Genomic DNA, 13,461 nt, shown 5'->3' on the forward strand with positions numbered 1-13,461 from the left:
GCGTCCGACGGCGACCGATGGGCGATGTGGCAGAAGGCCAACCAGGACAATGTGTTCAACCTGAGCACCATCCCGCACCTGCACATCTGGGCGGCCGACGGCAAGGCGGGTGACCACGACGAGACCCCGATCCGCCGCCCCGCCCTCGACTACAACGACACCGAGATCTTCGAGATCCTCCGCCGATACCAGGGCTTCGGCGACGAGGCCGTGTCCGACGCCCGGCTGCGGATGCCGCTCTACGCGATCTTCGAGAAGTACAACAGCATCGTCCGCGGAGGCTGACCGACCTTGATCACGGCATCCAACCCTTGGCAAGGGCACAACTTCGTGGTGCTCTTCTCCGTCCTGACCGCCGGTGCGGCGACCCTGCTGGGGCTCACCGGGTACCTGCTCTCACGGTTCACGGGACAGGCCCGCCGGAGGTACACGGGGTGCCGGTAAGAACGCTGTCACCAGCCGCAAACGATGGGTTAGGGCTTCGTGACCACGGTCTTCTTGGGCTGGCGGGGGACTGTCTTGGTCTTGTCGAGGTGCCCATACACCGTGGAACGGGGCACGTTGAACATGTCGGCGATCTGCTGGACGGTCTTCTCGCGGGCGTCGTAGAGCTGCTGGGCGAGCTCGGCCTGGTCGGTCGTGAGCTTGGGCCGGCGCCCGCCGACCCGGCCGCGGGCCCGTGCGGAGGCGAGCCCGTCGTTCGTGTTCGCCACGATCAGCTCCCGCTGGAGCTCGGCCAGTACGGACAGCATGCCGAACATGGCCCGGCCCTCCATCGTGGAGGTGTCGATGCCCTGCTCGATGACGTGCAGGCCAATGCCGCGCTCGCGCAGCTCGGCGCCGAGGGTGACCAGGTGCAGGACGGAGCGGGAGAGCCGGTCGAGCCGGGTGACCTTCAGTGTGTCGCCCTGGCGCATCAGCTGCATGACGAGGTCGAGTTTGGGGCGGGAGGCTTTCGCGCCGCTGGCGACGTCGACGTGGATGTTGTCGCGGTCGACGCCGTTGCGCAGAAGTGCGTCAATCTGATGGTCGGGGTTCTGTTCGGCCGTCGAGGTGCGGGCGTATCCGAGAAGCATTGTCGGAAACTACCCCAACGACCGTTCGCCGACGTTGATTTCCGACGCGAGTTGCCGACACTGCCCACCTGCGGGTTCGTGACCATGCCACCGAGTGTCGGCAGACGATCGTTTGCCGACACTCGGGCAGGTGAGAACGGGGAGACTCCCGCCGCTGTCAGAAGTGGTCCGGCAGCCAGGGCTCGAACTGTGTCGTGCTGCGGACGAGGGTGGTGAGGGCTTTGTCCGATGTGGTGTGGACTCCGGCCATGCGGGCCGAGGTGGTGGACCGGTAGCCGCCGGCGTACCAGACCGCGAGCTGTCGCTGTGTGAAGGTCACCTGTCCCTCGACGTGGGTGGGGATGATCTCGGCTGCTCCGTCACTGAACTGAAGCATCCACCGGGCACAGGCGCCGGTCTCGTTCTCGATCTCGATCGGTACGGCGGTGGTGAGGTCGGTGGGCCACCCGCGGAGCCGGATGGCCTCGGAGGTGTTGAGGATGCGGAGCATCCAGGGGTGCCAGGCTTCGGCGGTTGTGCGGTGGTGGCGGAGTCCGTGGAGAAGGGTGGGGTAGGGCGGGAGGGCGCCGCGCCGGAACTCGATGGTGCGGGCACGGGTGTTGTGGTGGCCGAGGAAGGCGAGCATGGCGGCGGCGGTGGGCTGACCGGCGGCCCAGAAGTCATGGACGACCAGGCTCATGCCGTGGCGCTCGTGCCGTTTGGTGGTGAGGCTGAGCAGGCCGGTGACGGGGTGGCCGGGCCGGGCGAAGCGGTAGGTGGTGAGGTTGCTCTTGTCGTGCTTCCACCGGGGCCACCAGGTGGGTCGGTGGACGGGGCCGTTCCACTGTCGGGCGAGGTCGCGTTGGAGAGCTTCGGCTTCGTCGGTGAGCCCGTGCTCGACTTCGAAGTCCGCGGTGGTGAAGGAGCGTTTGAGGTCGTCGGTGGCCACCGCCCAGGCGAGGACGCCGGTGGGGGCCTCCCATCCGAGGCGGCGGGCGTAGCCGGTGGAGGAGGTCACTACCGTGGAGATCACCGCTCCGCGATCGATCAGGGGGCGCAGTCGTTCGGTGGCCATGTCGGCGGCCAGGTGCTCGCCGCGCTCCTCGGGGGCCACGCAGCCGTCGCCGAGGCAGGCGCTGGCGACAGGAGCACCGCCGAAGCACTGATCGACGAGGAGGCCGAGGCCGCCGGCGACGACCCGGCCGCCGCGGACGGCGACCTGGAGGTCGGCGTGCTCGCGCAGGTGGGTGATGTCACCGACCGGGTGGCCGTAGGCGCGGGTGGCGAGCTGGTTGTACTGCTCCCACAGGCCGTCGTCGGCCGGGGCGAAGGTCAACTGCTGATTCATGGTTTGCCCTCAGTAGTAGGTGGCGTCGCGAGCGGCGTCCGCGTTCAGTGGCACGAGGAAGGTGCGGGTGAAGGCCAGGACGCTGGTGTTGTCCTGGTTGTGTGCGGTGGTGTGGCAGGTGATGACCCCGGTGTCGGGTCGGCTCTCGGAGGCTCGGCGGGTGAGGATCTTCGTCTCGGCGTACAGGGTGTCGCCGATGTGGACGGGCGTGGTGAAGCGCACGTGGTCGACGGCGAGGTTGGCGGTGGTCATGCCGCTGACGCTGCGGACGGTCATGCCGGCCACGAGGTTGAGGGTGACACCGGAGCAGACCAGGATGCGGCCCCACCGGGTCTGGCTGCTGTAGTGGGCATCGGTGTGGATGGGGGCGACGTTGCCGCTCAGGGCTGCGCCGAGGAGGTTGTCGAGTTCGGTGACGGTCCGGCCTGGCCGGTGTTCGATGATCAGGCCGGGGGTGAGTTCGGGGTAGGTGAGGCCGACGCTCTCGCGGATCCGGTCCTCGCTGATCTGTCGGTAGCTGTGGGGCAGGCCGGTGCTCATGACGTACGGTCCGTGTCGGCGACGAGCGCGCGGGCCCGGTTGAAGAAGGGGGTGCCGCGCATCTGCCCGTCGACGGTGGTCACCGTTCCGCCGCTGGCGTTGGCGGCCGCGACGATGGCGCGGGCCTGTGCGATCTCCTCGGTGCTCGGGGTGAAGACCTCGTTGATCACCTGTACGTGGCGGGGGTGGACGCAGCCCTTGCCGTAGAAGCCGATTTCCTTGGCTCGTTCGGCGTCACGGCGCAGGATGCCGGGGTCGTCGAGTTCCCAGGTGGGGGCGTCGATGGCGGGGATATTCGCGGCGGTGGCGGCGTTGATGAGGGCCGAGCGGGCGTAGTGGAGGGTGTCCCAGCCCAGGCCGCAGCGGACGGAGGCGGCGTAGTCGGCGGAGCCGAAGAGGACGCCGCCGAGCCGGGGTGCGCGCATGATCGCGGGGAGAGTGTCGAAGGCCCGGGGGCTTTCGATCAGCGCCCAGATGTCGGGGGTGTAGCCGTCGGCGTCGAGTACGGCGGCGACGAGTTCGATGTCGCGGGGGGATTCCACCTTGGGGACCACGATGAGGTCGGGCCTGGCGGTGTAGGCGGCGAGGGCGGCGAGGTCTTTGATGCCGTCGAGCGTCGTGAGGCTGTTCATCCGGATGCCGAGGGTGCACGGCGGGTCGGGGTGAGCGAAGAACGCTTCGGAGGCGGTGCGGGCGGTCTGCTTGTCGGGGAGGGCGACGGAGTCCTCGATGTCGACGACGGCGACCGCGGCGCCGGACTTCCGCGCGGTGGCGAAGCGGTCTTCGTGCAGGCCGGGGGTGATGATCCAGGCCCGTCCGGACCGACGGCTATTGCTGGTCATGGGGCGGTCACCTTCCGTTGCGCTTGGTGGTGATGAGGAGGTCGAGCCGACCGAGGGTGGCGGCGTTCTTGATGTCGCTGTCGCTGATGTCGATGCCGTAGCGGTCGGTGAGCAGTACGGACAGTTCGACGACGGCGAGGGAGTCGAATCCGGCGTGGTCGAGGCTGGCGTCGTCGGTGAGCCGGTCGGCGGGCAGCTTGAGGTCGTCGGTCAGGATGCGGATGAGGTCACCGGTCATGTCCGGCTCCTTTGGGTGGGTGGCTGCGGGGAGAGGCAGGGCCAGGTGAGGGTGGTGGCGCCCCAGGTCAGTCCGGCGCCGAACGCGGTGAGCAGGGTGCGGTGGCCGGGCTTGAGACGGCCGTCTGCGGCGGAGCGGGCCAGGAGCAGAGGGATGGACGCGGCGCCGGTGTTGCCGGTCTCGGCGATATTGCCGAGTTGGCGGTCTTCGGGGACGCCGAGCCTGCCTGCGACAAAGGCGGTGATGCGGCTGTTGGCCTGGTGCGGGACCAGGCGGTCGACGTCGCCGAGTTCCCACCCGGCGGCGGTGGCGGCCTGGCGGGCGGCGGTGGACATGCGGTCGACCGCATGGCGGAAGACCTCACCTCCGTCCATGTGTAGGGCGCCGGGGTGGGAAGCCCGGATCAGGCCGGTGCCGGTGCCGTCGCTACCCAGCACCACCGGCCCGACCGCCCCGGCCTCGTCCGCGCTGCCGTGGCGCAGCACCACGGCCCCGGCGCCATCGCCGAACAGGGGGACGGTCGTGCGGTCCTCGGGGTCGGGAAGGGCGGCGAGGCGGTCGGCACCGATGACCAGGACGGTCCGTACGGCGCCGGCAGCGATCAGCCCGGCCGCGGTGGCGAGGGCGTAGAGGAACCCGGTGCAGCCGGCCGCGAGGTCGTAGGCGGGGATGCCGGTCAGGCCGAGCCGGGTGGCAACGGCGGGGGCGGTGGCCGGACAGCAGCGGTCCGGGGTGGTCGTGGCCACCACCAGTGCCTCCGCTGTGACCGGTTCGCCGTCGGCGAGGGCTTGGGCGCCGGCCTCTACAGCGAGGTCGGTCGTGGACAGGTCCGCCCCGGCAACGTGTCGTTGGGTGATGCCGGTCCGCGAGCGGATCCACTCGTCCGTGGTCTCCAGACGTGCGGTCAGGTCGGCGTTCGAGACGATGTTCGGGGGCAGCGCCGCACCGACTGCGCAGATCACGGCCGCTCGTCTGGCAGCGACGGATGCGGCGGTCATCGGGCGGCCGCCTTGAGCCGCCGGGCGACATCGCCGATCAGGTCTTCCTGCCCGGCGACAACCTGACGTTCGCCGAGGGCGAGGAACAGGTCGATGGGGTCGACGCCCTCCGCTCGCGCGGTCTGAAGGACGGGCCGCCTGAAGCCGGAGAACACCCCGGCGATTCCGCTGGCCACGGCGATCGAGTCGATGGTCGGCGGGGCCTTCATCAGACGGTCGGCGGCGATGTCGGCGGCGGCCAGGACCTCGCGCAGGCCGATCCCGGTCTCGGCGCCGCGGCGCTCCAGGACGGCCACGAGGACTTCGAGCTGGGTGTTGCCGACCCCGGCGCCGAACCCGCGGGCGGTCGCGTCGATGACGGTCGCCCCGGCGTCCACGGCGGCAAGGCTGTTCGCCACGGCCAGGCCCAGGTTGTTGTGGCCGTGGAAGATGACCGGCACGTCGACAGCGTCGGCGATGGCGTGCACGCGCTCGGTGACGTCGGACGGGAGGTAATGCCCGGCGGAGTCCATGATGCCGACGGCCTGAGCGCCGAAGTTCACCATCAGTGCGCACTGTTCGGCGAGTTCGCCGGGGCCGGTCATGTGGCTCATGAGCAGGACGCCCTGGGCTTCGGCTCCGAGGTCGCGGACGACACCAAGGTGACGTTCGGTGACATCGGCCTCGGTGCAGTGCGCGGCGATCCGTACGATGTCGGCGCCGTGGTGGACGGAGGCCTCCAGGTCCTCGGAGGTACCCCAGCCGGGGGCCATGAAGACGCCCATCCGCGACGAGGTGAGGGCTTCGCGGACGGTGGTGAGCATCGTGGCGTCGTCGAGCTTGGAGCGGCCGATCTGGAGGCTGGAGGCGCCCAGGCCGTTGCCGTGGCCGACCTCGACCACTGGCACGGCGGCGGCGTTCGCGGCGATGGCGTAGGCGCGGAGCTGGTCGGCGTCGAGCTGGTGGCCGACGGCGTGGTGGCCGTCGCGCAGGGTCGGGTCGTGCAGGAGGATCCGGGGCCGCTCGTGCGGGTGTGTGTTCACGGGTGGGGTTCCCTTCATCGGGACTGCTCGGCGAGCAGAACGGCGGCGGCGTTGATGATGTCGACGCTTCCGGCGTGAGGGGGCAGGCGGCCGCCGCTGGCGGTCACCTGCACCGCGACCGAGATCCGGCCCGGTTCCACGGCGAGTGAGGTCACCTTGAACCCGGGCGTGTAGGCGCGCACGGCCTGGGCGGCGGCCGCGATGCTCGTGCGGACCGGTGCGGCACGGATGCTGTCCGCGAGGACGGTCATGGCCACCCGGAACGGCGGGGCGGGCCGGGCCGGGCTGAGGTTGACCATCACCTTGACGTCCCGGGTGCCGGTGAAGGTCCGGATCGCGGCGGAGGTGGTGGCGATGTACTGGTCGAGGTTCAGGCGGGTGGCCCGGCCAGCGCTCGCGCTCGCCCCCGTGGAGACCACCTCGATGTAAGTCGGGGTGCAGTGCCCGGAGATCGCGTACAGGACCGGAATGGCCGCCTGCCCGCCGCAGCTGACGAGGTTCACGTGCCGGTGGGCCGCCGACCGGTGGCTGTTGACCCCCGGGACGATGACCGTGCCAAGCTCCGTGGGGGTCAGGTCGATCAGGGTTGTGCCGGTCGGACGCAGCGCCGCCCAGTGTCCGGCGTGGCTGTCGGCGTTGGTGGCGTCGAAGACCACATCGAAGGGCCCGGCATCCACCACGGCGCGGATCCCGCCGGCCGTGGTCGAGTGGCCCATCTCGGCCGCCCGTCGCAGCCCCAGGCTGTCCCGGTCGCGCCCTGCCACCAGGGCCAGTTCCAGCTTCTGCGACTGGTGGATCTTGTCGGTGAGGTCGACGCCGATCAGGCCCGCGCCGAGTACCGCGACACGCAGACCCTGTTCATCAGCAGCCATCGGCCGCTCCTTCATTCGAGGGGAGGGGTGGTGCATGAGTGAGAGGCGCGGGCAGCGGGGTTTTGCGGGTCAACGCACGCGCAGTTCGACCGGCGGAAGATGCGGCGAGCGGGCGCGCACCGTGCTCCGGGCCTCCAGCGGGAGGCTGGCGTGCACGGCCCCGGCCAGAACCAGCTGCCCGGCGCGCAGTCCGCCGCCGGCGCGGTGCAGCCGTCCGGCGAGCCAGGTCAGGGCACGAAGCGGGTCGCCGAGGACGGCGCGGCCCTCTCCGGTGGCCACCGCGCTGCCGTCGACGCTGACGACCAGCGGTTCGGCGGCCAGGTCCATGTCCGCGCCGAGCGGCACCATGGGCCCGGTGACCACCCGGGCGCAGGACGCGTTGTCGGCGATGCTGTCCGCGACCGTGATGCGCCAGCTGGTGAACCGGGTGTCGATTACCTCCAGGGCGAGGAACACCTTCTCCACCGCCGCCCGTGCCTCGTCCACACTCACGCTCTCGCCCGCCAGGTCACGGCCGAGCCGGAAAGCGATCTCCGCCTCCACCCGCGGCTGCATCAGCACGGACCGGGCCATGGTGCTGCCGGTAGGCATCACCATGTCGTTCAGCAGGACCCCCGAGTCCGACTCGTCGACGCCCATCTGTTCCTGCATGGCCCGAGAGGTCACCCCGGCCTTGTGGCCTACGACGCGGGCACCGCCCGAGATCCGCCGGGCCACCGCCGCCCCCTGCACCCGGTAGGCGGTCTCCAAAGACAGCCCCGGACTCCGGACGGTCAGCGCGTCGATCGGCACTCGCTCGTACTCCGCCGTCAGCAGAGCCGACGCCGTAGCGGCGATCCAGCGGTCATCCGGCTCGTCCATAACGATTCCTCCTCGGGACATGGGGCATCACCTACGGTTCGCAGACGTGGGCACGGGAGCAGATCCGGCGCGGCGCTGAGATGCCGGCCGCCGGGCTCGGGCCTGATGAACAGTCAACCCGGGGGCTCACCGCAGCGGTACGGTGATGGACAGGCCAAGCGGTATATCGCGTATATACGGGGCAGGTACTCATGACCACGCGCACGCCGAACGCCCAGCTCAGCGCCCTTGTCGCCGAATCCGGCCTCACCTACGAGGCGCTGGCCAAGGCGGTCCGCGCGGTCGCCGCCGAGTGCGGCGCGGACTTACGCACGAACAAGTCCAACATCGAGCACTGGCTCGGCGGATCCGTGCCCCGAGGCGACACACCCCGCTACCTCGCGGTCGCGCTCTCCCGGCGCCTGGGCCGCCTCCTGACCACCGCCGACCTCGGCCTGCCCTCCCCAGCAGAAGCCGAGAATGAGACCATCGGACTGTCCCTGGAGGGCGACCCGCTGGACGCTCTGCTGCCGATGTGGAGGTACGAGTTGGACCGCCGCCGCTTCCTGACGGCCTCCGCCTACTCTGCGGCCTCCGCCGCGTTACCCCTCAGCCACGTCCAGGACATCGCCGCCCGCACCGCGGCCGCCCGCACCGGCTACACCGTCGGCATGGCCGAAGTCGCCGCCGTCCGTGACATGATCCACGCGTTCTCCGAGATGGACGAACGCCACGGCGGACAACACGGCCGCAGCGCCCTGGTCACCTACCTCCGCGACGACGTCGCCCCGCTGTGCCGGGCCCGGTTCCGTACCGACGAAGTCCGCCAGCAGATGCTGTCCGCCGCCGGCCGAGGAGTCCACCTGCTGGGCTGGAAGAGCTACGACGCAGGTCAGCAGGGACTCGCCCAGCGCTACTACCTCCAGTCCTACGCTCTGGCCGCCGAATCCGGCCTGCGCGGGCACGACGGATTCGTGATGCGCACGATGGCCATGCAGGGCCTCAAGCTCCATCGCCCCGAGCACTGCCTGGGCCTGGCCGAGACCGGACTGAACCGGGCCAAGGGACGAGTGGACGCCCAGACCGAAGCGCTCTTCCGCGTCGTTCACGCCCACACCCTGGCCAAAAGCGGCAAGCGCCGCGCGGCCCTGGCCGAGGCCGAACACGCCCGCACCCTGCTGACCGGTGCCCCCGGCGACGAGGTGCCGTTCTGGGCGCTGACCTGGGGCCCGCCGGCCGCGTCGGTGTACTCCCGCACCGCCAAGGTCCACGAGACCGTAGGAGACCACCGGGCCGCCGCCGAACAGTACGCGCTGGCCGCCACGGCCCGCCCCGCAGACACCTACGCGCGGATCGTCGCCCTGGAACTGGTCGCGGGCGCGGAGATGCACCTCAAGCGCGGCAGCATCGAGCAGGCGTGCGCCACCTGGCACCGAGCCATCGACCACATGGACGGAGTCCGCTCCGTCCGCACCCGCAAGGCGGTCTCCCGTATGCGCGGCGACCTCGCACGCTTCCGGGCCCGTGGCCTGCGGTGCGTGGCCGACCTCGACGAACGGGGACGCGACTTCCTCGCCGGGGCCTGACCTCAGCGGCACCCGGCGAAGCGGCATACGACCGGTTCCAGATAGTCCGCGTGCGGCCCCGTCAGAGCAGCCAGTTCGTCCGGTGAACGCACCAGGGCGATGTCGTCGAGTTCAGGTACACGGCCCTGAACACGCTCGGCTGCCGATACGGCGGTGAAGTCCGCACGCAACGTCGCCTCAAGAAGAGCCGGGGCGAGGTAGGTCACGCCGACACTACCGTTCTCGCCACGGGTGACGACCCACAGCCTCAGCTCCTCCGCAGCCACGCTGATCCCCAACTCCTCGGCAAGCTCCCGCGCGGCCTGGCCGGCCAGCGCCGACTCGTCAAGCACCGCCCCGTCCTCGGGCGGCTCCACAGATCCCCCCGGCAGCTGCCAGCGGCCCGGGGCAGCCGTAGCGGGCGACATCCTCGCCGCCAGCACACGGCCGTCAACGGTCGGCTGAACGACGTTCACGAACAGCGAGGGCAGCGCGGTGGCGCCGGGAACACGACGCAGCGCGTAGTGCCGGTAGGTCACACGCACCCAGGACAGGCGCAGGATGCGCGGTCCGCTCCGCTCCAGTCCCCCACACGCCACCACAGGCCCGTCGAAGAGAGCGGGGTTGGCCCGCACCGCCCTCTCCCACACCCGGTCCCGGGCCTCAGCGTCATGGGACGGCAGCCTCGGTTCCGCAACTTCGGTCAGCAGGAGCCGTTCGACATCGAAGAGGTCAATGCCCACGGGGGGCAGCGTTTCGGTCACCAGCCCATCGTAGAACCCGCTCCGGGCATGACCGCCAACTCGGGCGATTACGTGAAACTATGGGCGCCCGGCTGGCTGCCGGTCGTCGGTGTCCGCCGGTGAGCGGGGGCCCGGAACAGTGGCCGCAGCCAGATTCAGACGGGCGCCCATGTCGAGATTTACCTCCCCGTACGGCCGCACGTGTGACCAGAACAGCGGGGTCAGCCCGCGCCGGTCGGCGGGCGTGAGAAGGTCCGCCCACTCCGGTTCGCTGAGGATGTCCTGGAGCATCAGGGTGTTCACGTAGACCAGTGCGGACTGGAGGATCCGCAGGCACAGGACGAACATCTCCTGCTCGTCGCGCCGGTTGGATGCGATCTCCCCGCCCTTGCCGTAGGCGATCACGGAGTTGGCGCCGTTGGAGGACTCCATGACGTTCAGGCCCTCCTCGATCTCCCGCTGGAGGTCCCGAAGTCGCAGGTAGCGGGCCACGAAGATTGTCTTTTGGGCGCGGCCGACCTCCAGCATCGCCGCGTAAGTGGGGTGGGAGGCGTTGCGGGTGAAGCGGCGCAGGATCGCCTCGGTGGACGCGGTGCGGGTCCGGATCGCGGTGGCGTACTTGATCATCTGGTCGTACTGCTGGGCGATGAGTTCCCAGCGGATCGGGCGGGTAAGCGCCGGGGTCAGCTGCGGGTAGGCGTCCGGTTCGCCGGCCACCGGCCGGTACAGCTTCACCTTGTTGATCCGCTTGATCCTGGGCAGCAGGTCGAAGTTCAGCAGCCGCGTGATGCCGAACCCGATTTCCGACTGGCCATGCGAGTCCGTGTAGTTGGCCTCGACGTCCATGGTGGTGCCGTGCCGCATCGCGCCCTCGATCATCGCGGCGACCTCGGACGCGGTGCAGTTGATCAGCTGGGAGTGGATGGCCAGCGACTTCTTCTCCACGTGCCAGTAGATGAGCACCCCGCGGCCGCCGTAGCGCGAGTGCCACTCGGTGAACAGGTTCTGGTCGTAGGCGCGCACGTGGGTGGAGTCGGAGGCGACGGCGGTCGAGCCCTGGCCCCACAGTTCGGTGTTGCGGGCGGCGAAGGTGGCGTTCGCGATCTGGATGGCGATGGCGCGTGCGGCCTCGGCGGACAGATAGCGGCGCCCGCACGTACCGCAGCTCGTCCTCGGTGTGGCCGTGGCCGCCGGATGCCACGGCCTTGATCCCGGTGTTCGTGCCGTACGCGTAGATGACCAGCAGCAGGCGTTCGGCCAGGACCTCCGGCGAGAGGCTGCCGCCGCCGGAGACGGAGGTGACCGTGTCAAGGCAGCCGGTCCGCAGCACCGCTTCCTTCAGCATGTCGACGAGCGGCACGATGCCCCACCGCCTCTGCACCTCAGCCTTGATTCTGCGCAGGTTGCGCGGCTCGGGCTGGGCCTCGGCCGCCGTCAGCCGGATCGCCCCGGACTTCCGCTCGGCGATGTCCAGCCAGGACAGCTTCGGCATCTGGTCATTGAGCAGGGCCAGCTCGGCCGTCATCTGCTCGCGCAGCTCGTCGACGAACGCCACGGCGTCCAGCGGCTTGCGCAGCTCCCGGTAGTTCTCCGCCCGCCTCGCCTCGAAGTCCTGCGGCAGATCCTCGTCCGGGTTGCGCCACTTGTCGGCACCGACCACCCAGATCTCCTTGCACTTGAGCTGATCGCGCAGGGCCTGGAAGGCGACGACCTCGTAGACCATGCGCACCACCCGGCGCCGGCCGCGCTTGTCGGCGCGGTGCACGACCTCCGCCCAGTCCCCGCCCATCGCCTTGTGGGCCGGGACCGTCTCGCCCAGCGGGTAGTACGTCGTGTTCCCCGCATTCGCGTACCGCGCCACCAGCGCCAGGGCCTCGATCACCGGCCGGTGGGCGTGATTGCTGGAACGGAACTCCAGCACGTCCAACAGCCTGATCAGCCCACGCCGGTAGTGATTGGTGTACGACGCCTTCAGCGTCGTCTGCACCGTCCGCCGGTAGACCGGCCCCCGGGTCTTGAACTCGTGCACCAGCTCCCGCAGCGTCGCCTCACCTCCGGACACCGCCGGGAACACGACCTGGCGGACCGTCCCCTCCGGGGCGCCGAGCGACGCCTCGGCGAGCTTGAAGAGGATGTTCTCCTTGCCCGACACCTTCTTGAACGCGTTGATCAGCTGCTCGGTGACCTTCCTCTCCGCCCGCGCCCCGATCCGGTGCACCGTGGAGATCAGCAGCTCCACCAGCGTGTCGGTGATCTCCCGCTCCCGCTCGTGCAGCAGCGCGGCCAGCAAGGTCACCCGCAGCGCCACCGGATGCGTCCGCAGATGGGAAGGCGACTCCACCGCGGCCCGCGCCCGCCAGCCCGCCACAACCTTCGGCGCGACGTCGATGAACAGATCCCGTGGCAGACCGATCGCCCGCACCGCCAGGAGCTTGTCGATCTCGGTGAGCATCGACTCCAGGCTCACATTGCCCGGCGCTTCCTTGACCTTCGCCAGCACCGGCGGCGCGTCCTCACCCTCCGTACCGCCACCCGCGGGTCCGTCGTCGTCCTGGTCGGCGCCGCCGGCCACCAGCGCCACGATCCGCTCGATGCTCTCCACGGTCAGCCGCGAGGAGACCAGGGCGGTCAGCGACTCCTCAGCCGCCCGCAGGGCGGCCCCCACGATCCGGTCGCACCGGCCCGCCGTGGGCGGTTCAATGCTCTCCGTGCGGCAGCGGGCCAACAGTTCCACCCGGACCTGCTCGGGCCTGCGTTCCTTGTGCGCGACGTGCCCGGCCAGATACGCCGTCAGCTTCTCCGCGTCCGCGACGCTGCACTCACGGAAGCCGAGGTGCTCCCGGACCTGCGCACGGTGGTACTCGACCGTACGGCCCGTCCAGTCGTAGGACTCCAGCTCAGAGGCAGGAACCTGTACTTGCCGGGCGACGAACTCCACGGCCTCACCGGGCAGCTCTGTCCGGTTCCGGGGAAAGCGGCCGTACTGCGTGTAGAACTTCAGCAGCACTGCGAAGCCCAGGCGCGTCGCACCACGCTTGCCGGACACGAGCGCCTGCTCGTCCTTCAACAGCGTCCAGTGTTCAACGAGTTCATCCAGGTCCAACGGAGTACGGGCCACGATCGCCGATCGTCCTCGCAGAGCTTTACCCGCCGCAGCCGTACGACCTCGAACTCACCCACACGAGTGACACCCTCACAAGATCACCGCCGTTTGCGGCTGGTGACAGCATTCTTACCGGCACCCCTACACCCCGTTCGCCGCGTGGCGGGATGTGTCCCTGGCGGCGGTCGCCGTCGCGCTCTGCCTCTACCTGTGGGGATGTCTCCACGTCCTGTTCCTCGAAGACCAGGAACAGGCGGAGGAATGCGAGCGGCAGCGACCCGAGGGAACGCCGACC

At 70.0% G+C, this 13,461-nt stretch carries 14 protein-coding genes and 3 pseudogenes; 3 read left to right on the top strand and 14 right to left on the bottom strand.

Annotated features, from left to right (window positions below; translation table 11 throughout):
• A pseudogene (locus AB0P17_RS42410) lies at nucleotides 1–285 on the top strand (hypothetical protein); the annotation flags it as partial.
• 188 nt (nucleotides 286–473) lie between these two features.
• Here AB0P17_RS42410 and AB0P17_RS42415 read toward each other — a convergent pair.
• The 9 genes from AB0P17_RS42415 to AB0P17_RS42455 form a co-directional block, all read right to left on the bottom strand.
• On the bottom strand, nucleotides 474–1,076 hold the full coding sequence (locus AB0P17_RS42415) for a recombinase family protein (protein ID WP_365820345.1): 603 nt from the start codon (nucleotides 1,074–1,076) through the stop codon (nucleotides 474–476).
• A 157-nt stretch (nucleotides 1,077–1,233) separates the two neighbouring features.
• Entirely contained in the window at nucleotides 1,234–2,403 is a 1,170-nt protein-coding gene (locus AB0P17_RS42420; protein WP_365820347.1) for a GNAT family N-acetyltransferase, read from the bottom strand.
• Between the two features lie 9 nt (nucleotides 2,404–2,412).
• Complete coding sequence (locus AB0P17_RS42425; RefSeq protein ID WP_365820349.1) at nucleotides 2,413–2,943, bottom strand: MaoC family dehydratase; 531 nt, start codon at nucleotides 2,941–2,943, stop codon at nucleotides 2,413–2,415.
• On the bottom strand, nucleotides 2,940–3,785 hold the full coding sequence (locus tag AB0P17_RS42430) for a CoA ester lyase (RefSeq protein WP_365820351.1): 846 nt from the start codon (nucleotides 3,783–3,785) through the stop codon (nucleotides 2,940–2,942). The genes AB0P17_RS42425 and AB0P17_RS42430 overlap by 4 nt, the downstream gene beginning before the upstream one ends.
• Nucleotides 3,786–3,792: 7 nt before the next feature.
• A complete protein-coding gene (locus tag AB0P17_RS42435) occupies nucleotides 3,793–4,023 on the bottom strand; it encodes an acyl carrier protein (RefSeq protein ID WP_365820353.1) in 231 nt (76 codons plus the stop codon).
• Entirely contained in the window at nucleotides 4,020–5,021 is a 1,002-nt protein-coding gene (locus tag AB0P17_RS42440) for a beta-ketoacyl-ACP synthase III (RefSeq protein ID WP_365820355.1), read from the bottom strand. Before AB0P17_RS42440 ends, AB0P17_RS42435 begins: the two co-directional genes overlap by 4 nt.
• Nucleotides 5,018–6,043 carry a 4-hydroxy-2-oxovalerate aldolase gene (gene dmpG, locus AB0P17_RS42445; protein WP_365820357.1) on the bottom strand — a complete coding sequence of 342 codons (1,026 nt, stop codon included), beginning with the start codon at nucleotides 6,041–6,043 and terminating at the stop codon, nucleotides 5,018–5,020. Before dmpG ends, AB0P17_RS42440 begins: the two co-directional genes overlap by 4 nt.
• A 14-nt stretch (nucleotides 6,044–6,057) precedes the next feature.
• Nucleotides 6,058–6,915 (bottom strand): acetaldehyde dehydrogenase (acetylating), encoded by an 858-nt coding sequence (locus tag AB0P17_RS42450; RefSeq protein WP_365820359.1) that lies wholly within the window; start codon nucleotides 6,913–6,915, stop codon nucleotides 6,058–6,060.
• 69 nt (nucleotides 6,916–6,984) lie between these two features.
• Complete coding sequence (locus tag AB0P17_RS42455; RefSeq protein WP_365820361.1) at nucleotides 6,985–7,776, bottom strand: fumarylacetoacetate hydrolase family protein; 792 nt, start codon at nucleotides 7,774–7,776, stop codon at nucleotides 6,985–6,987.
• Nucleotides 7,777–7,967: 191 nt separating this feature from the next.
• On the opposite strand from AB0P17_RS42455, the gene AB0P17_RS42460 reads away from it, so the two are divergent.
• Nucleotides 7,968–9,341, top strand: coding sequence for a hypothetical protein (locus AB0P17_RS42460; RefSeq protein WP_365820363.1), 1,374 nt, complete (start codon nucleotides 7,968–7,970; stop codon nucleotides 9,339–9,341).
• Between the two features lie 2 nt (nucleotides 9,342–9,343).
• Here AB0P17_RS42460 and AB0P17_RS42465 read toward each other — a convergent pair whose 3' ends face one another.
• The 3 genes and pseudogenes from AB0P17_RS42465 to AB0P17_RS42475 all read right to left on the bottom strand — a co-directional run.
• The gene (locus AB0P17_RS42465; protein WP_365820365.1) at nucleotides 9,344–10,084 is read right to left on the bottom strand and encodes an NUDIX domain-containing protein; all 741 of its coding nucleotides are present in this window, start codon (nucleotides 10,082–10,084) and stop codon (nucleotides 9,344–9,346) included.
• Between the two features lie 57 nt (nucleotides 10,085–10,141).
• Nucleotides 10,142–11,203, bottom strand: a complete 1,062-nt coding sequence (locus AB0P17_RS42470) for a Tn3 family transposase (RefSeq protein WP_365820370.1) — start codon at nucleotides 11,201–11,203, stop codon at nucleotides 10,142–10,144.
• A 67-nt stretch (nucleotides 11,204–11,270) separates the two neighbouring features.
• Nucleotides 11,271–11,408 (bottom strand): annotated as a pseudogene (locus AB0P17_RS42475) (hypothetical protein); the annotation flags it as partial.
• On the opposite strand from AB0P17_RS42475, the gene AB0P17_RS42480 reads away from it, so the two are divergent.
• Nucleotides 11,368–11,649 carry a hypothetical protein gene (locus AB0P17_RS42480; RefSeq protein ID WP_365820367.1) on the top strand — a complete coding sequence of 94 codons (282 nt, stop codon included), beginning with the start codon at nucleotides 11,368–11,370 and terminating at the stop codon, nucleotides 11,647–11,649. The pseudogene AB0P17_RS42475 and the gene AB0P17_RS42480 sit on opposite strands and share 41 nt — an antisense overlap.
• Nucleotides 11,650–12,779: 1,130 nt before the next feature.
• Here the strand turns inward: AB0P17_RS42480 and AB0P17_RS42485 are convergent.
• A pseudogene (locus AB0P17_RS42485) lies at nucleotides 12,780–13,181 on the bottom strand (DUF4158 domain-containing protein); the annotation flags it as partial.
• A 25-nt stretch (nucleotides 13,182–13,206) separates the two neighbouring features.
• Nucleotides 13,207–13,461, bottom strand: a 255-nt coding sequence (locus tag AB0P17_RS42490) for a hypothetical protein (protein WP_365820368.1), incomplete at its 5' end; no start/stop codon positions are given.

Origin of the sequence: Streptomyces sp. NPDC088124 (assembly GCF_040685895.1) — a bacterium.
Classification (GTDB): Bacteria; Actinomycetota; Actinomycetes; order Streptomycetales; family Streptomycetaceae; genus Streptomyces.